The 25098-nt window shown below is 50.3% G+C and carries 23 protein-coding genes; 16 read left to right on the top strand and 7 right to left on the bottom strand.

Annotation, left to right across the window (positions count from 1 at the left end):
- Positions 1–48: 48 nt before the first annotated feature.
- Complete coding sequence (locus JFN88_RS21575) at positions 49–1134, bottom strand: glycosyltransferase family 4 protein (protein WP_199021399.1); 1086 nt, start codon at positions 1132–1134, stop codon at positions 49–51.
- Between the two features lie 134 nt (positions 1135–1268).
- On the bottom strand, positions 1269–2267 hold the full coding sequence (locus JFN88_RS21570; protein WP_199021398.1) for a ketoacyl-ACP synthase III: 999 nt from the start codon (positions 2265–2267) through the stop codon (positions 1269–1271).
- Positions 2268–2441: 174 nt separating this feature from the next.
- On the opposite strand from JFN88_RS21570, the gene JFN88_RS21565 reads away from it, so the two are divergent.
- The 5 genes from JFN88_RS21565 to JFN88_RS21545 all read left to right on the top strand — a co-directional run bounded on the left by JFN88_RS21565 (position 2442) and on the right by JFN88_RS21545 (position 5932).
- Entirely contained in the window at positions 2442–3065 is a 624-nt protein-coding gene (locus JFN88_RS21565) for a YhcN/YlaJ family sporulation lipoprotein (RefSeq protein ID WP_199021397.1), read from the top strand.
- 171 nt (positions 3066–3236) lie between these two features.
- The gene (locus tag JFN88_RS21560; protein ID WP_199021396.1) at positions 3237–3491 is read left to right on the top strand and encodes a hypothetical protein; all 255 of its coding nucleotides are present in this window, start codon (positions 3237–3239) and stop codon (positions 3489–3491) included.
- Between the two features lie 577 nt (positions 3492–4068).
- Positions 4069–4293, top strand: a complete 225-nt coding sequence (locus tag JFN88_RS21555) for a helix-turn-helix domain-containing protein (protein WP_028562177.1) — start codon at positions 4069–4071, stop codon at positions 4291–4293.
- A 446-nt stretch (positions 4294–4739) separates the two neighbouring features.
- A complete protein-coding gene (locus JFN88_RS21550) occupies positions 4740–5423 on the top strand; it encodes a TerC family protein (protein ID WP_199021395.1) in 684 nt (227 codons plus the stop codon).
- A gap of 113 nt (positions 5424–5536) precedes the next feature.
- Positions 5537–5932 carry a thiol-disulfide oxidoreductase DCC family protein gene (locus JFN88_RS21545; protein WP_332908529.1) on the top strand — a complete coding sequence of 132 codons (396 nt, stop codon included), beginning with the start codon at positions 5537–5539 and terminating at the stop codon, positions 5930–5932.
- Positions 5933–5945: 13 nt separating this feature from the next.
- Here JFN88_RS21545 and JFN88_RS21540 read toward each other — a convergent pair whose 3' ends face one another.
- Together JFN88_RS21540 and glsA are read right to left on the bottom strand one after the other, a co-directional pair.
- A complete protein-coding gene (locus JFN88_RS21540) occupies positions 5946–6818 on the bottom strand; it encodes an SDR family oxidoreductase (RefSeq protein ID WP_199021394.1) in 873 nt (290 codons plus the stop codon).
- A 104-nt stretch (positions 6819–6922) separates the two neighbouring features.
- Entirely contained in the window at positions 6923–7867 is a 945-nt protein-coding gene (gene glsA / locus JFN88_RS21535; protein ID WP_199021393.1) for a glutaminase A, read from the bottom strand.
- 104 nt (positions 7868–7971) lie between these two features.
- Here glsA and JFN88_RS21530 point away from each other — a divergent pair, with 104 nt between their 5' ends.
- The 5 genes from JFN88_RS21530 to JFN88_RS21510 all read left to right on the top strand — a co-directional run bounded on the left by JFN88_RS21530 (position 7972) and on the right by JFN88_RS21510 (position 15420).
- Positions 7972–8643 (top strand): tetratricopeptide repeat protein, encoded by a 672-nt coding sequence (locus JFN88_RS21530; protein ID WP_199021392.1) that lies wholly within the window; start codon positions 7972–7974, stop codon positions 8641–8643.
- A 38-nt stretch (positions 8644–8681) separates the two neighbouring features.
- The gene (locus JFN88_RS21525) at positions 8682–10430 is read left to right on the top strand and encodes a sensor histidine kinase (RefSeq protein ID WP_199021391.1); all 1749 of its coding nucleotides are present in this window, start codon (positions 8682–8684) and stop codon (positions 10428–10430) included.
- A 100-nt stretch (positions 10431–10530) separates the two neighbouring features.
- Entirely contained in the window at positions 10531–12165 is a 1635-nt protein-coding gene (locus tag JFN88_RS21520) for an SWIM zinc finger family protein (protein WP_199021390.1), read from the top strand.
- The gene (locus JFN88_RS21515; protein ID WP_332908528.1) at positions 12141–15071 is read left to right on the top strand and encodes a DEAD/DEAH box helicase; all 2931 of its coding nucleotides are present in this window, start codon (positions 12141–12143) and stop codon (positions 15069–15071) included. Before JFN88_RS21520 ends, JFN88_RS21515 begins: the two co-directional genes overlap by 25 nt.
- A gap of 91 nt (positions 15072–15162) precedes the next feature.
- Positions 15163–15420, top strand: a complete 258-nt coding sequence (locus JFN88_RS21510; protein ID WP_199021389.1) for a hypothetical protein — start codon at positions 15163–15165, stop codon at positions 15418–15420.
- Positions 15421–15428: 8 nt separating this feature from the next.
- Here JFN88_RS21510 and yfbR read toward each other — a convergent pair whose 3' ends face one another.
- A complete protein-coding gene (yfbR, locus tag JFN88_RS21505; protein ID WP_199021559.1) occupies positions 15429–16049 on the bottom strand; it encodes a 5'-deoxynucleotidase in 621 nt (206 codons plus the stop codon).
- Positions 16050–16166: 117 nt separating this feature from the next.
- Here yfbR and JFN88_RS21500 point away from each other — a divergent pair, with 117 nt between their 5' ends.
- The 4 genes from JFN88_RS21500 (at position 16167) to JFN88_RS21485 (ending at position 21375) form a co-directional block, all read left to right on the top strand.
- Positions 16167–17711 (top strand): fumarate hydratase, encoded by a 1545-nt coding sequence (locus JFN88_RS21500; RefSeq protein ID WP_199021388.1) that lies wholly within the window; start codon positions 16167–16169, stop codon positions 17709–17711.
- An 84-nt stretch (positions 17712–17795) separates the two neighbouring features.
- The gene (locus JFN88_RS21495; RefSeq protein WP_233168273.1) at positions 17796–18689 is read left to right on the top strand and encodes a bile acid:sodium symporter family protein; all 894 of its coding nucleotides are present in this window, start codon (positions 17796–17798) and stop codon (positions 18687–18689) included.
- A gap of 23 nt (positions 18690–18712) precedes the next feature.
- Entirely contained in the window at positions 18713–20521 is a 1809-nt protein-coding gene (gene pnpS, locus JFN88_RS21490; protein WP_199021386.1) for a two-component system histidine kinase PnpS, read from the top strand.
- A 134-nt stretch (positions 20522–20655) separates the two neighbouring features.
- The gene (locus JFN88_RS21485; protein ID WP_199021385.1) at positions 20656–21375 is read left to right on the top strand and encodes a response regulator transcription factor; all 720 of its coding nucleotides are present in this window, start codon (positions 20656–20658) and stop codon (positions 21373–21375) included.
- Here JFN88_RS21485 and JFN88_RS21480 read toward each other — a convergent pair.
- Positions 21370–22251 carry a helix-turn-helix domain-containing protein gene (locus tag JFN88_RS21480; protein ID WP_199021384.1) on the bottom strand — a complete coding sequence of 294 codons (882 nt, stop codon included), beginning with the start codon at positions 22249–22251 and terminating at the stop codon, positions 21370–21372. The genes JFN88_RS21485 and JFN88_RS21480 overlap by 6 nt on opposite strands.
- A 283-nt stretch (positions 22252–22534) precedes the next feature.
- Between JFN88_RS21480 and JFN88_RS21475 the strand changes: the two genes are divergently transcribed.
- Entirely contained in the window at positions 22535–23059 is a 525-nt protein-coding gene (locus tag JFN88_RS21475; protein WP_199021383.1) for a DUF420 domain-containing protein, read from the top strand.
- A gap of 106 nt (positions 23060–23165) precedes the next feature.
- Positions 23166–24029: a helix-turn-helix transcriptional regulator gene (locus tag JFN88_RS21470; protein ID WP_199021382.1), complete on the top strand. Its 864-nt coding sequence runs from the start codon at positions 23166–23168 to the stop codon at positions 24027–24029.
- Between the two features lie 60 nt (positions 24030–24089).
- Here the strand turns inward: JFN88_RS21470 and JFN88_RS21465 are convergent, their stop codons facing one another.
- On the bottom strand, positions 24090–25004 hold the full coding sequence (locus JFN88_RS21465; RefSeq protein ID WP_199021381.1) for a LysR family transcriptional regulator: 915 nt from the start codon (positions 25002–25004) through the stop codon (positions 24090–24092).
- Positions 25005–25098: the final 94 nt, after the last annotated feature.

The following is a 25098-nucleotide window of genomic DNA, read 5'->3' as shown; positions in this document are numbered from 1 at the left end:
AAGTGCGGTATTGATTCGGAATTTTTGCGAACCGGCCATTGCGTTTCATCACAAAGGTAGACCCAAAGCCCGCAATATATTAAAGACATCGGTTACATAGCGGTGGGGTGAAAAATGCTCCCGGATATGCTGCCGGCCCTCGCTCTTGATCTGATCCCGCAACTCACTTGCCGTAATAAGCTCCAGAGCCTCCATAGCAGCAAGGGAGGGGTTATGCTCCATGATCAGCTTACCAGTCCGATTATGCTTAATAAAGAATTGTACGCCGTCTGAAGTGGTCGCAAGCACCGGACAACTGCAGCTCATGGCTTCCGCAACTGCATAGCCAAAGCCTTCGACATGCGAGGTAGAGAATAGCAGACCGCCGGATTGGTCAATCGCCGAGAAATATAGAGGCATCTGATGGTGGGGAATATTGGATCGTACCGTCAATCGTCCGGCCAACTGGTAGTATGAGACAAGCCTATCAAAATAAGCCCGCTCTTGCGGTTCAAACAGATTGGCGTCTTCAAACATCCATAGCTGCAAATTCGGAACGCTCTTGATCAGTTCGACAGCCGTCTCGATATAAAGCAGCCAATTTTTATTTTTTTCCAGTCTGCCTACCCATGCGAGAACAGGTCCATGGGCCGGCTCCAACTGGTTGTCGGGACGCTGTGATGAGAACGTTTCGGTATCTACGGCATTTTGAATAAAAAACTGGGGAAAGCCGGACAGAAATTCGTGATAGAGCTGCATCAGGTGGGGGGTAGGGGTACACATTGCCGCATTGGCGTAGCTTCGAATAAATGGAGCGGCCTCCCCCATCAACTCTCTGGCTTGGCTGATCATCCCAAAGCCTTGCGCTTCAAAAATAATGTGCCCCGTATGGCCCATACTTCGCAGACGGGGCAGCATTAAATAATCGCTTGTACAAATAATGGCGTCGTATGGATACGTTTGAATGAGCGATGAAATTTCATGATCCAGGTTGGATATGAATAGAGGAATGTCTGCAATGTTTTGCTTTCCCGCCCCCTCTTGCAAATAAAGCAAGTGCGTTTCAATACCAGCCTTCATCAAGGCTATGCAGCGGGTTCGGTTCAAGGTTTCGACCCCTCCGCTGGGGACGTAATACGTAAACAATAGTCTCATGCCAAACCCCGCCTTCCACATTGCATCCGTATCGCTTATAAGGCCAACTTCTCCTAGTATATAACCTATGTCGGGATGTGGAAGGCGGCGTGGGGTTATGCACTTCAGGCAATAGCCCGTTCATTGTATTCAGATCAAGAAGCGAGAGTCCATTTCAGAAGCAGGGCCGATTGGGTCAATCCGCCGCCAAATCCGTAAAGCAGCAATTGCTGATCGGGCTTTACTTTCCCTGCCTTGATCCCAAGGTCGAGGGCCAGCGGAATTGAAGCTGCCGATGTATTGCCGTAATGCACCAGACTATAGAGGGTCTGATCCATTGTAATTCCGGTACGCTCGCAGACTGCTTCAATAATACGCAAATTTGCGCTGTGCGGAATAAACCAGTCGATATCCCGGGGAGTAAGACTCTGCTGCTCCAGCAATTTATTAACGCCATCTGAGACGCGTGTCACCGCCCATTTGTATACCTCGCGTCCATTCTGGACAAGCTTGCCTTTCTGGTCAATCGGAACGCCGCCTACATGATCGGAGAGATTGGAGCAGTATACATGATGTCCAATGTTGCCTTCAGTTTTGGTATACGCGGCCAGGAACGAGTCTGCTTGATCCGCTTCCACCAAAACAGCTCCGGCCCCGTCCCCAAACAAAATACATGTGGATCGGTCTGTATAGTCCGTAATCTTCGTAAGCGTCTCGGCCCCAACGACAAGAATTTTACGGCAAGTGCCGGAAGCCAGCAGGCCTGCCGCCGTCTGCAATGAGGCAACGAAGCCGGAGCAGGCTGCTTGAATGTCGATTGCTCCGCTTGATGCAATATTAAACTCGGCCTGAACGCGCGATGCTACGCTAGGAAAGAACGTATCCGGCGTAGTTGTAGCGACAAGAATATAATCGACGTCTTCGACGGTTACCGGATAGCGTGCTAACATATCACGTACCGCGCCAAAGCACATATCACTTGTAAATTGATTTTCCGCAGCCGCTCTGCGTTCCACGATCCCGGTCCGCTGAACAATCCACTCATGATTCGTATCTACCATGGTTTCCAAATCACCATTGCTAATTATACGCTCGGGCACATAAGTGCCAATGGCGGTAATAGCCGCGCGAGCGGAGTAAAACCCTTGTGTCATAAGTTACTCCTCCTAGGTTCTAAAACTTGATACTAGTACCAGGTGCTAATTTGAGTTAAATGTACACAAATTGCGACCAAATGTCAACCTCAAGTTGCCAATGTTTTGGTGGTATAAGAAATCCTTCGCTTCCACACGATATGAGGGACAACAAGACGGAATGGAGGAATTGATATGATTAAACGTGGCTTGACTGCGTTGACCGCATGTGTTGCTTTGACCGCCATGATAGCAGGGTGCGCAAGCAACCAGGGGGATGTAGGGAACAAGAGCTTTAAGCAAAACAGTGTGCTTCGGGATGCCAATGGCAACCGGATCATTACAAATAAACGTTTTGCCAATGATCAAGCAAATGAAATGAACCGCGTTAACGGACGCCGCTTGAATAGCAATAATGTTATTGGCGCGCATCAGAACTACAAAATCGATGTAAGCGAATCCGCGGCGAACCGTGTTGTCTCTCTGAAGGAAGTCAAATCGGCTTATGTTATGCTTGGCGACAAAAATGCTTATGTTGCTGTGAATCTTCATGATTCTCGGGCGCCAGGGACAACTAGAACCCATTCAGCAGGTACAGATGTGGCGATTACCGATCACTTGAAGCAGAAGATTGCGGCGGAAGTCAAAAAAGTGAAACCGGACACTCAACAGGTGTTTGTATCCACAAATCCTGATTTTGTAGGGCGTATGACCAGCTATATGGATGAGGCACGTGCCGGACATCCGATTCAGGGTCTGATTGCCGAATTCAACGCAATGGTCGAGCGTGTATTTCCCGAAAGAACTCAAGCACGGTGATCGTTTGAAGATGTTAGAGAGCAGCTTTGGACAAGATATAAGCGTTGACCCGCTTTTGCAGGTTAACGCTTATATCTTTTGTTCGGAGCTTTTTTGGCTCAATAGCAAATCGATCCCAACATCTATGATATAATGACGTAAGGACAACCAAAGCGAGGTGAAACCGATGAAGTGGGGGGAATTACCAAATTTCATCCAAATCGGTTTGTATTGTTGGAGGCAATCAAAGCAAGCTCCAACGATCGTATACGCGAATTAGAGGAAATGGCTGTTATTCAGGACTACGACAATCCTCAAGAAGCATGGAATGGGTGTAAACGTTTGCAAAAATTGCATCCGACACGTGAGTTATATGTATTCCACACCAGTCGAAGTGATGTTGAAGTTGTTGAAGGGTTTTTCTCAGGTATAAGGCAACGGACATGAAGATACAACTTCAGCACGGCTTGCCTATTGTCTCCCTGACTTTGACTCATAACAATCAATCGGTTGTGTACAGAACGTCCTGTTTGATACAGGATGTGCAGCAACGGTTTTTGATACCGATGTGCTTGCTCAGATGGGTGTCTATATTGATTTCATAAATGGCAGGGCCAAGCGAATGTATGGAGTAGGGGAACAAGCGAAATTTGCTATGAGCAAGCCATTCCTGAACTTAAAATTGAGAGTATTGCTTTAAACGAACTTTCGATCCAACTCGGTTCTATACAAGAGCCTTATGGCTTTGACGGAATACTTGGAATTGATTGTATGCTTAAAGCAAGATGCAAAGTCGACTTCGAGACGATGGAAATTACATATAAAGTTTAGAAACAAGCGATGCCTTATTAAGTAACGCTTGTTTTTTTTGGTATTAAATTGTGCCGAGTATGAAGGGCAACGCTGGCAGTGCCCAAATTTAAGCCTTACCGCACCACTCTGTAATCTGTTTCATACTATATTTTGACTGTATCCCTTAACCTTGTTATACCACAAAAACCCACGCAAGGAGGGGTGACTCATTTTGAAGGCCAGCGAGCACAAAAGCAAATTTTTGTTGACGCATCGTGAACGTGAAGTATTCGAGTTGTTGGTTCAGGACAAAACGACACGAGATATAGCGCAGCAATTGTTTATCAGTGAGAAAACCGTCAGAAACCACATCTCCAACGTCATGCAAAAACTAAATGTCAAAGGCCGTTCCCAGGCTGTTGTCGAACTGATCAAGCTCGGAGAACTCACGATTTAATTGCGTTCGCCCCGGCTGATTATTAAGCCTTCCTGTTTTCCTGCCTCAGGATAATCGGAAGGCTTTTTTATGGACATTTCCATATATTATGCTTTTCCAAAAATTGTTCTTGACGAACTTCCTGCCTTGTGTAAAAATTGTCTTATTAAAGGGGAGTAGCTTTTACAACAAAGTCGTCAATTCACGAGGATAATTGCCTCCGGCTTTGTTGGCAGCGTTCCGTTGTTAGCCAGACCTTTACCGCATGGTAAAGGTTTATCTTTTTGATGACCATTACCGTGCGCGGTAATGGTCATTTTTTATGTTCCGAGGAGGGATAAGCCCAAACAATGAAATGATGACTGAAATACACAACATGTGGAGATTTTAAAGAAATATAAGATTTTATCTCCGATAATTCCTTATGTTTCACGAGAGACTATATTATGTAGAGGGAGTGCTCGGTAATGGAGCTTTTTTCACCGGAATTTTGGTCAGCTTTGCTGGCAATTGTAATTATTGATTTGGTACTTGCAGGGGATAATGCGATTGTAATCGGGATGGCAGCACGGAATTTGCCGAAGGAAAATCAAAAAAAGGTTATATTCTGGGGAACCTTCGGTGCGATCGCCATTCGCAGTTTGTTGACAATCGTGGTTGTATGGCTGCTTCTAATTCCTGGACTGCGCGTTGTTGGCGGACTGTTGCTGATCTGGATTGCCTACAAGCTGCTGGTGGAAGATAAGTCTCATGAAGTGAAGACGTCAACAAACATATGGGCGGCAATTCGCACGATCATTATTGCTGATACGGCAATGGGGCTGGACAATGTGCTGGCAGTCGGCGGTGCGGCTCACGGGAATTATGTGCTAGTTGTTCTCGGTCTTCTGATCAGTGTGCCGATTGTGGTGTGGGGAAGTACGATGATTTTGAAACTGATGGATCGTTTTCCGTTTATCATTTACATTGGGTCAGGGGTGCTTGCCTTTACAGCGGCCAAAATGATTGAGGAAGAGCCATTGCTCCACAGCATATTTGGTGAAATTTCCGCCATTAAATGGGGATTCAGCGCTCTGGTAGTTGTGCTTGTTCTTCTGGCTGGCAGATTGAGAAACAAAAGCAAAGCGAGTGCTTCGGTATCTACATCTTAATGAAATCCATTGCAAGCGGCCGTCTCAAGCAGACCGGCCGTTTTTGTTTCTACATGAAAAGTTCAGATGGCGCTCAAAATAAGATATACTTAAGTATAAAAGGGGAGCTACCTGTGAATGATAGGGCGATTTTGTTGTATGACGGCGTATGCAGCTTTTGCAACAGCAGTGTACAGTTTATTCTGAAGCGAGACCCGCGCGGATATTTTCGTTTCGCTGCACAGCAGAGTAATACTGGTGAAGCTTTAATGAAGGTTCACGAAGTAGAAAATGTGGACGGCATTGTGCTGATTGAAGGGGAGAAGTGCTATGTGAAGACGGATGCGGTTGCGCGCATCTGCCGGTATCTGCCATGGCCATGGCGGCTGGGGGCAGCGCTTATTATGATTCCTGGTTTTGTTCGAGAGTATGGCTACGGAGTTTTCGCGCGCAACCGCTATCGCTGGTTCGGCAAGCAGGACAGCTGCATGCTGCCCACATCGGAGCAGCGCAGCCGTTTTCTTGATTAACATGGGATGCGGACTATCCGTTAACAACCTCGCCCCCGTTAATATGCATCATCTGTCCTGTCATATACGAGGAGTCGTCTGAAGCCAAATAAACGTAGGCGGCTGCCAACTCGGCAGGCTGCCCGGCCCGTTTCATCGGCGTATCCGAGCCGAAGGTGGACACCTGCTGCTCATCAAAGGTGGAAGGAATTAATGGCGTCCAGATCGGTCCTGGCGCGACGCCATTGACACGAATGCCCTTTTCGGCCACGTTCACGGCAAGCGAACGGGTAAAGGCGACGATCGCTCCTTTTGTGGCGGAATAATCAAGCAGAGTTGCGTTGCCACGGTAAGCCGTAATGGAGGCTGTATTGATGATGGATGCGCCCTGCTTCAGGTGAGGCATAGCTGCCTTCGTGACATAGAAGTAGCCGAATACATTGGTTCGAAACGTTTTGTTCAATTGCTCGGCTGTAATATCCTCGATCTTCTGCTGCGGATGCTGCTCAGCGGCGTTGTTGACCAACACATCGATTTTGCCGAAAGTGTCAATGGTATCCTTGACGCACTGCTTGGCAAAGCGCTCATCGCCTACATCGCCCGATATGAGCAGACATCGTCTGCCTTCCTGCTCGATTCGTTTTTGCGTCAGTCTTGCGTCGTCATGCTCGTCTAAATATACAACCGCTACATCGGCGCCTTCTTTGGCAAAGGCAACGGCAGCAGCTCGGCCGATTCCGCTGTCTCCGCCTGTGATCAATACGGTTTTGCCCCCCAGCTTGCCGCCGGCACGATAGTGGTCGGATTCAAATACAGGCAGAGGCTTCATCTCGGATTCCAGCCCTGGCTGCCGCATCTGATGCTGTGGCGGGAATGTTTGCTTGCTTTGATTCGAAGACGGGCTCATGCTTCTTCCTCCTCCTCCAGTCTATTTGGAACGCTAACCTTATGTTGGCAAATTGACTGAAAAACATACCTTGGAGCCTCGTGAATTTTTGTTTACTTGCCTGCCTAGAACATGCTCCATCCATAAGACAGGGAAAGGGATTCAAGTAAATGCACGCCGGCAGTGCTGTTGCCCTTGCTGTTTAGCGCAGGTCCGATCACGCCAATGCCATAGCGTCCGGGGACCAGCGTCAGAATACCGCCTGACACGCCGCTCTTGGCCGGTATGCCAGCCTGGATCGCGAACTCGCCGGAGGCATTGTACATTCCGCAGGAGATCATGAAAGTTTTGGCGATTTGGACATACCGCTTCGGAATCAGTTGTGCGCCTGTTGCCGGATCGACACCCTGATTAGCGAGAATCAGGGCCATGGCGGCCAGGTGAGCGCAGTTGGCCTCAATTGAACAATGGCGGAAATAGATATCCAGCACTTCCTCCACATCCGTATCCTCCTCCAGTACCTGATTTTCCTTCAGAAAATAAGCGAGCGAACGATTGCGGTGCGCTGTGCGTTTTTCCGACAAGTACACGTTCTCATTGACAGCGAGGCTGTTATCCCCGGCAATCGTATGGAAAAACTCCAGTACCCGGCCCGATTTCTCCTGTGGCGTACGGCCCTTGATCAGGGAGGATATCGCGATTGCGCCGGCATTTATAAGCGGGTTGAACGGTATGCCCGGCTCTACAAGCTCCAGCTTGAGCATGGAGTTAAAGTCGTCGCCCGTAGGCTCTTTGCCGACTTTAGCGAAAACAGTCTCTTCCCCGTGGTCCATCAGTGCGAGCAGCAGTGTAAACACCTTGGAGATGCTCTGCAGGGTGAAGGGAAGCTCGTGTTCGCCCGCATGAATGACATTTCCCTGAAGGTCTGCAATTGTAATCCCCAATCCATAGGCATGGGCATGGGCCAGCTCTGGAATATATTCGGCTACCTGACCATGAGCCGCCTCCTTGCGGCTTTGTTCCAGAAGCTCAGGCAACTCTGTTTTTAATCGGCTCCACTCGTTGTTCATTGCTTGAACCTCCTGTATGTATGCTACTTATATTCTAAATTCCTGAATCAACATTTGTCACCATTTATGTTATGATTATATGATGAAGCATCGGAGGGGAAGAGATGGGAAAGTTTCTGTTGTTTCCACTTTTGTGGTGGCTATTCGGCAATCCTTTTATCGCTATCATTGTATTGCTCGTCATCGTTTATTTTATTGATCGGCGCTTCATTGGCTTGACGCCCAGTCTGGTGCGTCCGTTCAAGCGGCGAAGCCAGATAGCCAAGCTCCGTCAGCAGTTGTTGCTGAATCCCGGCGATGTTACGGCCAAGCAAGATGTAGCCAGACTTTATATGGAAAAGAAAAATTACCGGGAAGCCCGCAAGTGGCTGGAGTCGATCGGAGATGTCATGGAAGACTCGGCGGAATTTTGGAATGATCTGGGTACGGCCTATCTTCATACTGGTGATAAGAGCCGTGGCGAGGAGGCCATATTGAAGGGGCTCAGCATTAATCCGAGAGTCAAGTACGGTCAGCCGTATTTGCGATTGGCAGCTTTGCACTCCACTGGAGACACAGACAAGGCGCTGCACTACCTGGATACATTCCGACAGCTTCATTCCTCTTCCTGCGAAGCTTATTACAGACTCGGGACAATCTATGAACAACTCGGACGTTCAAATGAGGCGGCTGGGGCTTACCGCGAGGCAGTCGATATCTATCGTTCCTTGCCCAAATACAAGAAGCGGCAGGAAAGAAAATGGGTTCTTCGGTGTTTATTGAAAAAACGGCAATAATTTTTCCGTAGTGAAATATTCCACAGGGGTTGTAACAGATGATGCGACGAAACAGATGGCTGCTGCTTGCCATTGTGATCGTGATGCTGTTATTGATCAACAACACGGTCTATTATTATACAACGAAGCGATCGCTTGAAGAGAGTCTCAGCCACGAAATGAGCTCTGTTGCCAAGCAGATCGAAATTTCGGTCGAGCAATCGAGGCTCGGAGCGGAGAAATACCAGGAGCTGATTGGCAGCGGGCTTAGGACGGCGGCTATCGCCGCGCAATATGCTCTGGACCCGGATATTGAGAAAGTCAGCAACGAGCAGTTGGTTGAACTTAGCGAGCGGCTCGGCGTCCTGCATATTACCCTGCTCAAACGTACAGAGAATGATATTGTGCTGTACAGATCCTCTGACCCCAAGCAGTTGAATGTCAAGACATCGACATGGAAACCGTGGTACCAGGCTTTCAACGAGCTGTTTGACAAACAGAATGTCACGATTGAGTGGGGACAATCGCTCAAGAACTTCTGGACAGGACCATATGAGGTTGCTACGACTGATACGAGCAAGGTACGCAAATGGGGCTATTATTTCGACGGCTCCACCAACTATATTACAGATCCGTATGTCAGCTATGAGATGCAGGAGCAATATGAGAGTATTACCGGCGTAAACAAGCTGATTGACCAAACATTGCAGGAAAATGTCTCCATCCTCGAAATTACCGCCTTCAATCCCAGGACGTTCCCGCTAGGGGAACTGACGACGAAGACGGAAAGCGGCGAAGAGCTGAAGCATATTACCCAGCAGCCGATCATATTCGGCGCTTACCAGTACCAGGAGCAGGCGGATGCCGGGTATATTGCCGAAGTTTTTGAAACGAACAAATCCATGACGATCAATACGACGATCAATGGCAGGCATGTGCTGAAAAAATTTGTTCCTGTTGAAATCAGCAAGGTTGCCAGCATTCTGGATGAGACAGGTCAGCCGTTAAGCCGATATGTGCTCAGCATTGTTTCCGATTATCGCTCCATACAGGAGACGCTGGACGGTCAATTTTTCAATGTCGGCTTGATTATTGCTATTGTCTCGCTGCTGAGCGGCGCCATCGTATGGATTGCGCTACGAGTCTTTCGAACCTCACGAGATCGGGTCGTCAGGGAAGCCCAGGAGACGTACCTGGAGGAGATGAATCAACTGTATGACTCTATCCGGGCGCAGCGTCATGATTTCATCAATCATGTTCAGACGATGCATTCTATGGCTACGCTCAACAAGATTCAAGATCTTAAGATGTATGCAGTGGATTTAAGCGGCGAGGTACATGAGCTGAATGAGTTGATCACAATCGATAATCCGGCAATAGCGGCGCTTGTGCGCTCCAAGCAGTCTCAGGCTGCCGGTCAGAAGACCCGGCTCGCATGCAGCTTTGAAGGGATGGGGACACTGGAATTAGGTGTAAAATCATTGGATCTGACCCGAATGCTGGGCAATCTGATTGACAATGCCCTGGATGAGGTGAGCCGCTATCCAGACGATAAGCGACTCATTGAGTTGTCAGGGTCCGCCGGTTCACAGCTTGAATTCATTGTCTCCAACTACACGGAGAGAGCGCATGTGCTTAAGGAAACCTCATGGTTTGAGGAAGGCTATACGACAAAGGGCGGCGAGCATCAGGGACTGGGCTTGTCGATTGTCCGCAAGATCGTAGAACAGTATAAGGGACAGCTTCAAGTCAAGCTGGACCAGTCGCAAAAAATTACCATTGTCATCCATATTCCGAATAAAAAATAGGGCGTCCTGACGATGCCCTAATGCTGTCTTGCTCGGGCTTGCGTCCGGGCATTAGTTCAGTTATGTCTGCGGCAATACCAAACGGATGGGGGAGAACAGCATGGATAGACTAATACGTCTGGATCAGCAGCAGATGGCCTATCTGGAGGAGCAGTTCGGCTCCCAGATGCCGAGGCATATACTATCCAACGGGTGGGATTATTATTGCAACCGCAGAGTAATGACGACAGAGGTTATAGAAGGGAACTCCATATACGGGGCGGTAAACGGAAGCAGCGTATATGCAGTTGTACTTCATACCGATGAATTCGGATACAGCAAGTGTACCTGTGAATATGCAGGCTACTGCAAGCATATGGCGGCGGTCTTCTATCAATACTGTGCGTTGATCGGGCTTGATTCGGAGGAGATGTACCGCCATCTTGTCAGTGAAGGGACAATCGAGCAAAAGCGCATGAAGCGTGAATTGGCTGCGAAGCGTCCGCCGGATGAGGCTGGACCTGATGTATGGCGAGAATGGTTCTTCAAAATGTACGGGGAAATGTGGAAGCATTGCAAGCAGTCGCTGCATCCGCTGCAGGCGGTGCTGTCAGAGATGAAGAGCACGGCCAAGCACTGGGAGAGAATTCGGCAGCGGCTGCACTGGATGCATGCTATCGAATTTGTGCTGGAGCAGGTAGAGCTGGCCTATGAGGCAACGGACAGTTATAGTCGCTACTACTACGAGTTGTCTTTCAACCGCACGGTCGACCCGTGGATTCACAACTTCTATGAGCTGACGCAAGGAATGTATCCGTCCGCCTTGGGAGAGGAAGAGGAGCGTTGGCTGGAGTCTCTCACCTCTACGCTGCGGCAGCGAGCAATGAGTGTAACGTCCAGCCTGCTTCGATGGGATCTGCTGTATCATGCGCTGACTGAGAAGCTGGCCGTGGATATGGCCTGGCGTCAAGGCGAGCGCAAGCTTCTGCAAGCTGTACTGGCAGAGGTTGAGCATAATGAAGGGGAAATAACGGGCCAGCAATCGGCTTCGCAGGATATTCCGCAGGCAAAGCGGCTGCGCCCGGCTGCGTTCGTGCAGGCGGCTCTTGCCTGTCTGGATATGGTCGACGGAGACGATGCCGAAGCGGCGCGTCGAATGCAGGAGACGGAGTTTGAACGGACTTCGGAGCTCGTATACAAGTTCGTCAACCGCAGACTGGAGGAGCGCTTGTGGGAAGGATTTAGGCTATGGATGGATTACCTGCATGAAAAGCTTGCTGGCAGCCGGAACTCGGGAGTGCTGAGGCCATACTTGACCTTGTGCAGGCAGGCGGATGTGATTGGCGGTGGCGGTCAGGCCGAGTGGAATGACCGATTGATTGCTTTCCTGCCTGCTTCGTACCATGAGCTGGCGGCGCATTGGCTTCATACGGCGCAATATGAGGAATGGGCGGATTTGCAACTGTATTTGGGCATCCGTCCGGATGAACTGGATGCGGGGGATTTACGCTTAGTGAGCAAATCTGCGCCCGCAAGCCTTATTCCACTGTATCATCAAGCTGTGGATGAGGCGATATTGGCACGCAACCGGCAAGGGTATCGAACCGCGGTCAGGCTAATGAAGAAGCTGGAGAAGCTGTACACGGAGGAAGGCCAGACCGGAAAATGGAATCGCTATGTGTCCCGCATTGCCGATAAATATCAGCGGCTCCGGGCATTTCAGGAGGAGTTGTGGAAAGGGAAGGTCATGTCATGATAAAAGCGGCAGAACGCATCGTCTGGGCTGTGGACGGGAGTTGGCTAGACAATGAAGGCCTATGGCTCAGCTACAGGAATGTGAACGGCTCGGTACAGCGTTTGAAGCAGCTTATGTTTGCCTGGCATGAGGGCTCCTGGTACGGGGCTGAGATCGAAGAAAAGAACGTGCAGGGCATGAACGGTCTGCTGCTGCCTCCGCTGCTGGCTGTCGATTATCTGGCGATGCCTGTCCATGCGAGGCTGATGAAGGTGCAATGGAGCAGCCGGATGGCACTGTACATCGAAGCGGCATCGTTGCTCCATCGAGCATTGCTTGAAGGCTGGTATGCCCCGAGTCCGGCCGGCTGGACGGGGGGCGGCTCCAGGTGGAGCCTGCATCTGCCAGAGGCTGAGCATGAGGCTTATGAACGCTGGAGACATGCCGCCGCGGCTGAGGGGCTAAAGCCGGGGCTGGCTGATGAATGGCTGAGCCTGGCGGCAGATCAGGCGATTGAGAGCAGCCGGGAAGCGCGCCTCGCTTGGTCCTTCCTGTCCGCAAGGATGGACAGGAGCAAAGGCGACAGCCTCATCCGGGACAAGGAGGACTGGTGGTCGCGGATCGGCTGGAAGCAGGATCATACGCCTTTCCGTATTGCATTGCGGCTGGCAGAGCCGCAGGAAGACAGGAGCTGGAAGTTCCAGCTCCTGCTGCAAAGCCGCCAGGAGGAAGCATTGTCGGTGGCACTTGCCTACAATGGGGAACAATGGCTGCCCGTGGAGACGGAAGGGCAGAGTCTGCCAGAGCATTGGAAGCCTCTCCTGCAGGAGAGGCTGAACAAGGAGCTTCACCGCTGGATTGAAGCTTACCCTCCGCTTGCATCAGGGAAGGGGAGTCTGCTGAAGCAATCGCTCACCGATCAGGAAGCGTGGCTGTTTCTGGAGGAAGGAAGCGTGAGACTGCTTGAGGCCGGAAGCTCGCTATTGCTCCCGGCCTGGTGGGAGGCCGTGCGAATCCGCAAGCCGCGGCTTAAAGCGAACATCAAGTCATCCGTTGGCTCCATGTCCGATCCTGTATTTGGCCTGAATGCAATCGTCGATTTTGACTGGAAAATTGCGGTTGGCAACTTGGATCTGACCGAGGAGGAGTTTTTGCGGCTGGCCGATGAGAAGCGCAGGCTTGTGCAAATCCGCAGTGAATGGGTCTATCTGAACCATGATGATATTGAGCAAATCCGCCGCTGGATGAAGACCAAGGGAGAGAAGAAATCGCTCTCCCTCAGCGAAATGCTGGAGCTCCACCTTCGCGGCGGCTGGCCGGACCGTTATCTGGATGAAGAGCTGATAGGAGCCGGAATTGAGGCCGAGGTGGAGCTGAATGCTCATCTGGAGCGCTGGCTCACCCAGCTTCGCCAGACGAGTGAATTGCCGCTGATCGACAAGCCTGCCTCGTTCCACGGTGAGTTAAGGCCTTACCAGTTGCAAGGGCTGTCCTGGCTTGTCTTCCTGAGAAGGTTCGGACTTGGGGGCTGCCTTGCAGATGATATGGGACTGGGGAAGACGATCCAGTTCACCGCCTATATGCTGCATATTAAAGAGGAGGCTGCGTCCAGGCCGGGAACTGCGTGGACAGGGCCGTCGCTGCTTATTTGCCCGACTTCGGTGATTGGCAACTGGGAGAAGGAACTGGAGCGGTTTGCACCGGCGTTGCGCGTCTTCGTTCATTACGGCCCTCGGAGATTGAAGGGAGACGAATTCCGCGAGGCAGCTTCGGATGCGGATCTGGTCATTACCTCGTATGCGCTGGCCCCGCTTGATAACGAGGAACTAAGCAGCATCAAGTGGAATGCTCTTTGTCTCGACGAGGCGCAAAATATCAAAAACGTCTACACGAAACAGTCGGGAGCCATTCGACAGATTCCATCCTGCCATCGGATTGCAATGACAGGGACGCCGATGGAAAACAGGCTGACGGAACTGTGGTCCATTCATGATTTCATGAATCCCGGCTATCTTGGCTCGCTGGCGGAATTCAGGCGGGAAGTCGTACAGCCGATTGAGCGGACCAAAGATGAAGAGCTGATTAACAGGCTTCAGCGCTGGGTGCAGCCATTCATGCTCCGCCGTCTGAAGAAGGACCCGGCGATTGCGCTCGCGCTCCCTGACAAGCATGAAGCCAAGACTTATATTTCCTTGACGGTTGAACAGGGGACACTGTATGAGAATACGGTCAGCGGCCTGCTGGAGAAGCTGAACACGCTGACGCCGATGCAGCGGCGGGGATTGATCCTCGCGACCTTAACCAGACTCAAGCAACTGTGCGATCATCCATCCTTGTTGCTGAGGGACCACAAGGGAAGCGCAGCCAAATGGGAGGCGGAGCGCTCCAACAAAGTGACAAGGCTGCTGGAGATGGTGGAGGAAATCGCGGCGAGACAGGAGCGTTGCCTGATCTTTACCCAGTTTGTTGATATGGGCAGCATGCTGCAGGCTGAGCTTGAAAAACTGCTCGGACTGCGGGTGCCCTTCCTGCACGGCGGCGTCTCCAAGGCGGAACGCGATGCGATGATTGCCGATTATCAGAATCCCGAGCAGGAACGGTGCGCCTTCATCTTGTCCTTGAAGGCGGGCGGTACGGGGCTTAACCTGACTGCCGCGAACCATGTCTTCCACTTTGACCGCTGGTGGAATCCGGCGGTGGAGAATCAGGCGACGGATCGGGCTTTCCGAATCGGGCAGCAAAAGGAAGTTCAGGTTCACAAGTTCGTAACGCTCGGCACGCTGGAGGAAAAAATTGATGATATGATTGCACGCAAGCAGGCGATGAATGAACAAGTCGTCAACAGTTCTGAAAGTTGGATCACTGAACTGTCCCATGAGGAATTAAGGGAACTGTTCACGTTGCGTAAAACATGGTTGAGCGGGTAATTAGGGACAGTAATCCGGCATGAATCTTGAAAAAGAGCTATCCGGGTGGCGGACAGTCGGAAATAAGGGGCCAGACAAAGGGGTGGGAGCTATGAGCGAAGAACGCGAGCAGATTGCCGGTAACGGACAGCAGGCGGCGGCAAATAACCGGCTGACTGCCAATAACCGGCCGGACAGCGGCAAGCGTGATGGCGCCGAAGACAGCGTGACGGGAGAGCACGGGAAGCTCCCGGCCTCCTCATCTGCTGTTACACAGCCGGACGTACCGGTGTCTGGGGCAGACCCGCAATGGCAGGAGCTGTACGCTGCGATTCGCAAGGCGGTGCTGGAACTGCGCTCTGGGACTTAGGAGGAAATTCAGGATTCGGACAGTTCATCCAGCGTTTTGCCAAGGCCGGGAGCAAGATGCGTGAGGAACCATTCGACCTCCGGCATCTCCAGTTTGGCGAGCGAATGCTCGGTCTGTCCCTTGGCGACAGCGAACTCCCGATTGCCGGAGGACAACTCGGATACACATTTCAGGTAAGCGTCGAGTAGATCGGCTGCTTTCAGATATTTCCGCAACTCAAGATCGGCAGGATCAACCGTTGATTCTGCCGTTTTGTCATGTCCTGACGCCCTAATCAACGGGGCGTAAGCCTCCCGCAGCGGCTCCGGTACCATCCCGAGCAGGCGATCGGCAGCGAGCGCTTCCAGTTCGCGGAAGCTGGCAAGCATCTTCGGATTGTGATGCTTGACTGGCGTCGGAATATCCCCGGTGAATACTTCAGCGGCATCATGGAACAGTGCCATCGCGGCGGCGCGGTCGCTGTTCAGCGTGCGTCCGAACAGGTGATTGCCGATTTCACATAGCATATGGACGAGCAACGCCACATGATAGGAATGCTCGGCTACAGTTTCCTTGGTCGTATTGCGCATCAGGCTCCAGCGCTTAATATAGCGAAGACGGTACAAATAAGCGAAAAAATGGCTCTCCATCATTAAAAACTCCCTGCTTGTAAACTTTGTTTCCTTTCATGCTCAAAAAGGGCTAACTATGCTATTATAATAGTAAAGCTGAAATGCGACCAGAGAGAGAGGAGTAACGAGGACGATATGAACCGTTTTGGAGACAGCGTCTATCAACTTATAGTAGAAACCTCAACGAACCTGCCGGGAGATGTTCGCCAGGCTATTAAGGCTGCTCAGGAGGCAGAAGACAGCGCCACTCGAGCAGGCCTTTCCTTATCGACCATCGCAACGAATATCGAAATGGCCGAATGCAACGTATCCCCGATCTGCCAGGATACGGGAATGCCTACCTTTGTCGTGCACACGCCGGTTGGAGCCAACCAGCTTATTATGAAAGAGCAAATTCGCAGCGCAATTGCCAAAGCAACGAAGGACGGCAAGCTGCGCACCAACTCCGTTGACTCCTTGACAGGGGCCAATACCGGAGACAACCTCGGACCGGGAACACCGGTCATTCACTTTGAGCAGTGGGACAAGGACGATATTGATGTCCGCCTGATTCTCAAGGGAGGCGGCTGCGAGAATAAAAATATCCAGTATAGTTTGCCAACCGAACTGGAAGGGCTCGGCAAGGCGGGTCGTGATCTGGACGGCATCCGCAAATGCGTTATGCATGCCGTCTATCAGGCGCAGGGACAAGGCTGCAGCGCCGGGTTCATCGGCGTCGGCATCGGCGGCGACCGGACAACCGGCTACGAGCTTGCGAAGCAGCAGTTGTTCCGCCGTGTTGATGATACGAACCCGATTCTGGAATTGCAGCGACTGGAAGAATATGTTTTGGAGAATGCCAACAAGCTTGGCATCGGTACAATGGGCTTCGGCGGGCAGGTAACGCTGCTCGGCTGCAAGGCGGGCGTCATGAACCGTCTCCCCGCGAGCTTCTTTGTCTCTGTGGCATATAATTGTTGGGCTTACCGCCGTCAGGGCGTACTGCTCAGCGCAGAGACAGGCGAGATCAAGGAATGGCTATATCCTGAAGGCCAAGAAGTCCCGATGCAGTCCAAGCCGGCGAACAGCGCGGAGGATGCTGAGGAAGGAGCGACCGAGCGCAAGGAGGTCGTGTTGAATACGCCATTTACTGAAGAGCAGGTACGAAATCTGCGTGTCGGCGACATTGTGATCATCAACGGGGAAATGCATACCGGCCGCGATGCGCTGCATAAACATCTGATCGATCATGATGCTCCGGTTGACCTGGATGGCTCGGTCATTTACCATTGCGGGCCTGTTATGCTCAAGGAAGGCGATCAGTGGCAGGTGAAGGCCGCAGGACCGACAACAAGCATTCGCGAGGAGCCGTACCAAGGGGACATTATCAAGAAGTTTGGCATCCGTGCTGTAATCGGCAAAGGCGGCATGGGCGCGAAGACGCTGGCGGCGCTTCAGGAGCACGGAGCGGTCTACCTGAATGCAATTGGCGGCGCAGCACAATACTATGCTGAATGCTTCAAGAACGTGAATGGCGTCGACTTTATGGAATTCGGCATTCCGGAAGCGATGTGGCATCTCCAGACAGAAGGCTTTGCTGCAATTGTAACGATGGATGCCCATGGCAACAGCCTTCACGCTGATGTGGAGCAGAATTCGTTCGAGAAGCTGTCCCAGTTCAAGGAGCCTGTATTTAAATAAAAAGAGGGATGACTTACGCGATCTTTTGGACTTGCATTTAACCATTATTTTGAACGCTGGATGTTTATCATAATCCCTGGATCCTTGATTCTGGGATTTCTTTTTGCAGATGCGCTTGGTTCCTTTGTAAAATGGGTGCCTTACCTATTTGCCTTCGTCACGCTGACGATGGCTCTGGATTGCGGACTTTCGCAAATCAAGCTCGTGGCGATGCGCCCGCTGCCTGTACTATGGGCAATGTTGATTGCCCATCTGTTGCTTCCGCTATTGGCATACGGGATTGGGGCGGCGCTGTTCGGCGCCCACTCCCCGTACACGGTCGGGTTTGTGCTGTTCACGCTCATTCCATTCGGCGTATCCTCAGTCATATGGGTCGGACTATCGGGCGGCAGCGTGCCGCTCATGCTCTGTCTGGTTGTGCTGGACTCGGCGCTTAGCCCAGTCTTGGTGCCTGCGGGTATCCAAGCCATCTTCGGACAGGGAGTTGAGGTGGATACTGCCAAAATCATGCTCGATTTGCTGATTATTGTCGTGTTGCCAACTGTAATCGGCGTTGCGCTCAACCAGTTCAGCAAGGGCAGAATCAATCCTGCGGTCAAGCCGTATACCGCCCCGATTGCCAAGCTATGTTTTGTCGCTGTTGTGTTGCTTAACTCCGTTGCAATTGAGCCATTTGTACATCAGCTTGGCAGTGATATGGTCAAGCTCATTCCTGTTGTCATTGTACTCGTTCTGCTGTGCTATGCGGCAGGCTATGTCGGCTCGCTGGCCTTCGGCAGCAAGGAGTTGACCGCAACCATTTCCTATGCCACGGGCATGCGCAATATTTCACTTGGCATTGTCCTGGCGATGGGGTATTTCAGTCCGCTGACGGCTGTTCCGGTGGTGCTGTCCATTCTTATTCAACAGCCGGCTGCCACATTATTTCATTATATGTTGAACAAGTTAAATAAAAGGCGTCATCTATATCACACTTAGGTCAGAAGAGAGGATGCATCTTCTTGAACAGCTTTCGCTTTCGGTTAACAACCATGATGATCGTACTCATCGGATTGTCGGTGCTGGCCTCCGGCTTGTTCATCGGAAAAACCTACAAGGAAAACTATCTCGATAATTTGCAGCAGAGCATGGTGCGCGAGATGAAGGTCGTTCTGTCGAAGACGGACTGGCCGAATGGTAAAATGGAGGAGAAGTATACTTATTTTACTAGTGAGGCGCAGCGCTTCCAGAAGGTTACCGGCGAACGCATCACGTTCATCCTTGCTGACGGAACAGTCGTCGGGGATTCGGATCATGACCCGCGGACGATGAAGAATCACAAGGATCGCAATGAAATCCGCATGGCCCGTGAAACGGGAGAGGGCCGGGATATTCGTCTAAGCGAAACGACCAAAACCAATTTTATGTACGTGGCGATCCCTGTTGATCCGGCTTCACCCTCCTCTTCTCCGATGCTGCGTCTGGCTATGAGCTTGAGCGAGGTCGAAGCCAGCATTACCAAGATGTGGACGGTGCTGCTGATCGGACTGCTTATTTTATTTATTATTGCAGCCTTCTTGTGCTACCGGATTGCAAAGGGACTGACTCGCCCGCTGGAGCAAATATCGGAGGTCGCCAAGCAGATTAAAAATCATCAGTATGAAGCCCGTGTAACCGACCCTGACAAAGGCGAAATCGGGGAACTGGGGCAGTCCATCAATGCGATGGCGGCGAGTCTTCAGGAGCAGATGCACCAGATCAGGCAAAATGAAACCCAACTGGAGAGCGTGCTTGAAAATATGATCAACGGTATCGTCATGATTGATCGTGACGGAAAAATTGTTCTGATGAACCAACGGGCGGAAGAAGTGCTCGGCTTCTCGGCAAAGGAATTGGTAGGACGCCATTATACAAAAGCCAAGCAGCAGTACGAATTGGCCAAAATGATTCAGGAAGGGCTGGAACTTCGTGAGCACCTGAAGGAGGAACTGACCTTCTACTTCCCGGTCGAGCGCCTGCTGGAATTGCACTTGGTGCCTGTATTTCATGCCAGGGAAGAATTCGGTGGAGCGTTGCTCGTTGTGCAGGATGTATCGGCAATTCGGAGGCTTGAGCGGATGCGCAGCGAGTTCGTCGCAAACGTCTCTCATGAGCTGAAGACACCAATTGCCGCCGTCAAGGGTTTTGCGGAAACGCTGCTGGGCGGCGCTGTGAACGACCCGGAGATTTCGCGCTCTTTCCTGCAAATTATATTCGATGAGAGCGAGCGGCTAAACCGGTTAATCGGAGACATACTAGAGTTATCCAAGGTGGAGTCGAGAAGAGTGCCGTTGCATTTCTCCCCGATCGAAATGTCTGGCTTTATTGCCAAGACGATTGAGGTGATCTCAGCAGAAGCAGCCAAGAAGCGAATTATTCTCGATATGCGGGTAGAGGAAGGCATCTATGTAGAGGCAGATGAGGATCGTCTGTTGCAAATCCTGATGAACCTGCTGTCCAATGGCATCAATTATACGCCTGAGGGCGGAAAGGTGTCGGTGAGTGTGGAACCTCTGTATAATAAGGGGGGGCTGCTCAATCAAGAGGGAGATTACGAGTACATCCGCATCCGGATTTCCGATACCGGCATTGGCATACCGAAGAAGGATTTGCCGCGCATTTTCGAGCGCTTCTATCGTGTGGACAAGGCTCGCTCGCGCAGTTCAGGCGGTACGGGGCTTGGCTTGTCCATTGTCAAGCACTTGGTGGAGCTTCATAAAGGAACCATTATGGTGGAAAGCACGGTTGGCGTAGGCTCGACCTTTACAATTGAGCTGCCGGTGCTGCAGTAGATTTACAACACCTTTACAATTCGTTTACATTAGTTTAATCTAATTTTTATAAATGTATTGTAAACTGGGAGTAATGATCCTGTCCGCTTTGGCGGTATTCATTGCGATTCAAGTCGTAAAAGCTGGAGGTTAACATGTCGCAAAAGGTGCTTGTAATTGAAGATGAACCGACCCTTGCCCGGCTGCTTTCTTATAACCTGATGCAGGAAGGATATGAAACGACTGTCGTGGATCATGGAGCCGAAGGTCTGCAAACTGCGCTGCAAGGAAGCTTTGACCTCATCATTCTTGATATTATGCTCCCTGGGATGAATGGCTTTGAAGTGCTGACGAAGCTGCGTCAGAACCGCATCGCAACGCCAGTCGTTATTCTGACTGCACGTAATGCCGAGGAAGAGGTTGTTCAAGGATTAAAGCATGGAGCGGATGACTATATTACCAAACCGTTTGGAGTAGCGGAGCTTCTGGCCCGGGTATCTGCTGTGCTTCGCCGTTCCCAGAACGAGGAAGTACGCGGCAAGGAACAGACAGAGAAGGTTATTACAGCAGGCGTGCTGTCTATCTATCCGGAGAAGTACGAGGTTGTGCTTGATGGAGAAGTAGTGCCCTTGCGTCCGAAGGAATTTGAAGTTCTGCTATATCTGGTCCAGCGCCCGGGCATGGTTGTTACTAGAGACGACCTGATGAATGTGGTGTGGGGCTTCGATTATATCGGCGGACAGCGCACGGTGGACGTGCATGTCAGCTCTCTGCGCAAAAAGCTTGAGCTAGGCCAGCAATCGGTTCAGATTGAATCGATCCGCGGTGTCGGCTACAAGCTGGTAATGCCCAAAAAGCTCGTCTCCCCTTTATAAAGAGGACGAGCTTTTTTTTGTGGCAAACATCCGTTTTTGATATTCCTTGGGTGAGCAGTCATTATATTTTTTAAACATTTTGTAGAAGTGAGCCATGTTTGGCATTCCAATCTGGTCACCAACTTCGGCAATGCTCAGGTCTTTAGTTACCAGAAGTCTCTCGGCCCATTTGATTTTCCGATAATTCACATATTCGGTAAAGGACATGCCAAGCGTTTTTTTGAAAAATTTAACGAAGTAATAGTAGCTCATATTTGCCAGCTTGCATACCTCTTTGATGGAGATTTTCTCCCCGAGTCTCGATTCCACGTAACGCAGCACATCTTTCAATCGCATCCGGTCAAAATTTTCCTGCTCGGTCAGCACCTTGCGCTGGTCATTGCGCAGCAGCAGCAGGATGATCTTTTTAATTAGCAGATCAACAGCCAGCTCATACCCGTTCTCCTTGACCACCGTCTCTTTATGAATTTCACGGACGATATCAGCAATTTCTTTACGAATCTCTGGCTTTTCCTTGAAAATATAATTGGCTCGGCTAAGCGGGTGCTCCGATTCAAAGAAGTAGCGGATGTAAGGCATAGTGCTGTGATCAAAAAACTTCTCCAGATCAAATTGAAGAACAACATATTGAAGCGGGCCGCCCGAACTGCGGTCGCGGTGAAGCTGGGAATGGCCGATAATGGCCAGGTCGCCTTCCTGAAGACAGTAAAATTCATCATCTACATAAACTTCAAGCGTGCCGTTCTCCACCAGCAGCAGTTCGACCTCACGGTGGTAGTGCCAGGCGATCATCAGTTCCTTCTCGCGGTTGACCATGAGTACCCGTAATGACAAAAGAGGGTTTTCATAGTGAACTTTTTCATTCGTGTATTCCATGGGCGATATCTCCCTTTGCAAAATCACATAAAAGCTGCGCTGTTCTGAACTTTCTTTATTCCCCTATTATACTGTATTCATGTTCCCAAAGCTAAAGGTCAAGCATGGGTTAGTTGAGGCTGCGTAGGCAACTATTCAAAAAACTGTTAGAACTATTATAAAAAAACGGTTGTTTCCCTCGCAGAGATTGTCTATTCTTATAAAATAGGGTTGCCGTACGGCGAAGCAGTGCTCCACGTTCAGTCCGCTATGGCTTGTTTCATATTGACTAAGGGGTGTAGGAATGAAAAAAACACGCAGCTTTACGTTGCCGATTACGATTTTCTCCATTGTGCTCATCGGTACAATCGCTTTATTGTTTTTTCTCCCGGCGTATGATCGGGAAGTGAGCTTCGATGTGAAGATTTTGCCGATGCTCAATGCGATTTACAATCTATTCACGTTCAGCTTCCTTGTCATTTCGCTCGTTGCGATTAAGAAGCGCAACATCAATGTGCATCGCAATTTTATATTGTGGGCTTTTGTTTCCACCGCTCTGTTCCTGATTACCTACGTTATGTATCACTTTTTGACAGAGCCGACTCCGTTTGGCGGCAGCGCCACGATGAAGATGATCTATTATTTCATTCTTATCTCTCACGTGCTCTTGGCTATTGTCAATGTACCGCTGGCGCTAATTTCTGTAAGCCATGGTTTCAACATGCAAATTGAGCGCCATCGCAAGATTGCCCGTTGGACGATGCCAATCTGGTTGTATGTAAGCGCCACAGGCGTTATCGTATATCTGCTTATTTCACCTTACTATTGAAAATAAGAAAAATGATCAGTCGCTTTACAATCATGTGATTTTGCCCCGGCAGCGGGAGTGGGATCTGAAATAATGAGGTATCTTCTTTTTGAAAGGAGCCAGCCTGATGACTGCCTTCCGGAACGTTTTGAAGCATGAGCATATCAGCTTTGGCTACAAGAGCGATAATCCGGTCAAAGCGGTGTTCCACTCCCATGCTGAATATGAGATTTATTATTTTCATGAAGGAAGCTGCAGATATTTGATCGGGGATCAAATCTATGAGTTGGAACCTGGAGACCTGATTCTGATGCATGGGATGACATTGCACTGCGCGAATATAAGTCCCGGAAAGCCATATATCCGGAGCATTTTTCATTTTGATCCCGTGTATGCCCAGGAAATGATGATGATTCCGGGGCGAATCGATGTGACGGAACCTTTTCGCAGATTGCAAAATGTTCGTCTCCAACTGGCGGAAAGCGAACGTGAAGCGGTCGAACGCCTGCTGCTGAAAATGAACGATTCCAACCGTCCGCATGATCCGGTTTCCTATTTTCAGTTTCATCTGCAGTTTTACGAGCTTCTCGTGCTGATTTATTCCAGATGCAAGCAACTGAACAGACCAGCCCCGGCTCATGCCTCAGAGAAGCTGGAGCATGTCCAGCGCATCATTTCATTTATTGAAGCACATTATATGGAGGATCTTCACTTGTCGGATATAGAGGATGTTCTCCATCTGAACCGTCAGTACCTGTCCAAGATGTTCAAGGAGGTTACGGGTTCGACGATCTTTCATTATTTGTTCGAAAGGCGCATCAACCAGTCACGCATTTTGATCACCATGCATCCAGAGATGAAGCTAACCGATATTTCATACCAGATTGGATTTAAACATCCGGCTCATTTCAGTCGTGTATTTAAGCGGCATATTGGAGTAACGCCTGAGCAATACCGGAGAACGAGTGAGTTTAACATTGCCTTAACATAATTGCATAGTAACGATGACATTCTTTCGTTATCGTTTTTTATAGCATTGCTTCTGAGAAAGTTAAGGTTTCAGCAGATCAATGGCTTTGCGCAGCAGCGGGGGATTCCAATGATGATGCCCCCAGGATGCGATGATGCTCCAGGGAGGAGCGTCCCCCGGCAAAGGAAGTGTTACAAGCCCGGACTCCTGAGCTGTGATCCGTTCAGGGACAATGGCAATTCCCATTCCTTCAACAACCGCCTTGATAACAAGGCTCGTCTGATCCAGCTCCATTATCGGACGCAAGGAAAGCTGGACGTCCGCTTCCCATTGTGCAACGGCGGCTTGTATGGAAGGCTCGCCGAGCGCGATGGCTGGATAATGAGCGATATCGGACGGTCTGACTGACTCCACCCCCATCAAAGGGTGGGTTGCAGGCAGAAGCAGAGACAACGGTATTTGCACAAGCTGCTCCGAATGAACAACAAGTAGTTTCCCCCTGTACTCCATCTCCTCTGTGTAAGCCTGTCCTTTTAGAAGTCCTGCTTTGGCCGAGAGGACCAGATCAATTTCTCCGGCAAGCATTCGTTCCATCAGATAACCGGGCTCCCCGGTCTGAACCGCAATTGCAAACTCCTTGGTCAGATTTGCAGACGTCTCTTCGAACCAACGACGATCAAACAATGTCTGGCTGACAACGTCCGGACATCCAATGACGAGCCGATTGCGTGAAGTCGTATTCAATTCCTGCATGCGCCTCTCAGCTTCATCGGAGCTGCTGACAATTTGTTGAGCGTAATAATGAAGCAATCTGCCAGCTTCTGTGAATAAAACTTTGCCCGCCTTTAACTCAAACAGCTTTGCTCCCCATTCTTCTTCCAGCTTCTTCAAATGAAAACTGACAGTTGGCTGCTTCATGTTCAATGCTTCGGCAACCGCGGTCACCTTTTTTAGCTTCCCGATCAGCACAATTATTCGCATTCTTAATATGCTCATTACATTCCGCACTTTCCATTTTTAATTTATAGAATAATTCTATGATACATTGAAAAATTATTCAATATTCTACGCATCTTTTGTTGTTCCGTTA

It is taken from the genome of Paenibacillus roseus, from assembly GCF_016424485.1.
In the GTDB taxonomy this organism is placed as follows: domain Bacteria; phylum Bacillota; class Bacilli; order Paenibacillales; family Paenibacillaceae; genus Paenibacillus_D; species Paenibacillus_D roseus.
The sequence above is the reverse complement of the archived record's forward strand: the minus strand, read 5'-3'. Positions and strand labels throughout refer to the sequence as shown.

Excerpts from the sequence above, each read along its gene's own strand:
- JFN88_RS21520 (WP_199021390.1), top strand. The coding sequence starts at position 10,531 with ATGGATAGACTAATACGTCTGGATCAGCAGCAGATGGCCTATCTGGAG.
- JFN88_RS21500 (WP_199021388.1), top strand. The coding sequence starts at position 16,167 with ATGAACCGTTTTGGAGACAGCGTCTATCAACTTATAGTAGAAACCTCA.
- glsA (WP_199021393.1), bottom strand. The coding sequence starts at position 7,867 with ATGAACAACGAGTGGAGCCGATTAAAAACAGAGTTGCCTGAGCTTCTG.
- JFN88_RS21485 (WP_199021385.1), top strand. The coding sequence starts at position 20,656 with ATGTCGCAAAAGGTGCTTGTAATTGAAGATGAACCGACCCTTGCCCGG.
- JFN88_RS21540 (WP_199021394.1), bottom strand. The coding sequence starts at position 6,818 with ATGAGCCCGTCTTCGAATCAAAGCAAGCAAACATTCCCGCCACAGCAT.
- JFN88_RS21475 (WP_199021383.1), top strand. The coding sequence starts at position 22,535 with ATGAAAAAAACACGCAGCTTTACGTTGCCGATTACGATTTTCTCCATT.
- JFN88_RS21530 (WP_199021392.1), top strand. The coding sequence starts at position 7,972 with ATGGGAAAGTTTCTGTTGTTTCCACTTTTGTGGTGGCTATTCGGCAAT.
- JFN88_RS21565 (WP_199021397.1), top strand. The coding sequence starts at position 2,442 with ATGATTAAACGTGGCTTGACTGCGTTGACCGCATGTGTTGCTTTGACC.
- JFN88_RS21480 (WP_199021384.1), bottom strand. The coding sequence starts at position 22,251 with ATGGAATACACGAATGAAAAAGTTCACTATGAAAACCCTCTTTTGTCA.
- JFN88_RS21525 (WP_199021391.1), top strand. The coding sequence starts at position 8,682 with ATGATGCGACGAAACAGATGGCTGCTGCTTGCCATTGTGATCGTGATG.
- JFN88_RS21550 (WP_199021395.1), top strand. The coding sequence starts at position 4,740 with ATGGAGCTTTTTTCACCGGAATTTTGGTCAGCTTTGCTGGCAATTGTA.
- yfbR (WP_199021559.1), bottom strand. The coding sequence starts at position 16,049 with ATGGAGAGCCATTTTTTCGCTTATTTGTACCGTCTTCGCTATATTAAG.
- JFN88_RS21510 (WP_199021389.1), top strand. The coding sequence starts at position 15,163 with ATGAGCGAAGAACGCGAGCAGATTGCCGGTAACGGACAGCAGGCGGCG.
- JFN88_RS21570 (WP_199021398.1), bottom strand. The coding sequence starts at position 2,267 with ATGACACAAGGGTTTTACTCCGCTCGCGCGGCTATTACCGCCATTGGC.
- JFN88_RS21575 (WP_199021399.1), bottom strand. The coding sequence starts at position 1,134 with ATGAGACTATTGTTTACGTATTACGTCCCCAGCGGAGGGGTCGAAACC.
- JFN88_RS21465 (WP_199021381.1), bottom strand. The coding sequence starts at position 25,004 with ATGAGCATATTAAGAATGCGAATAATTGTGCTGATCGGGAAGCTAAAA.
- JFN88_RS21470 (WP_199021382.1), top strand. The coding sequence starts at position 23,166 with ATGACTGCCTTCCGGAACGTTTTGAAGCATGAGCATATCAGCTTTGGC.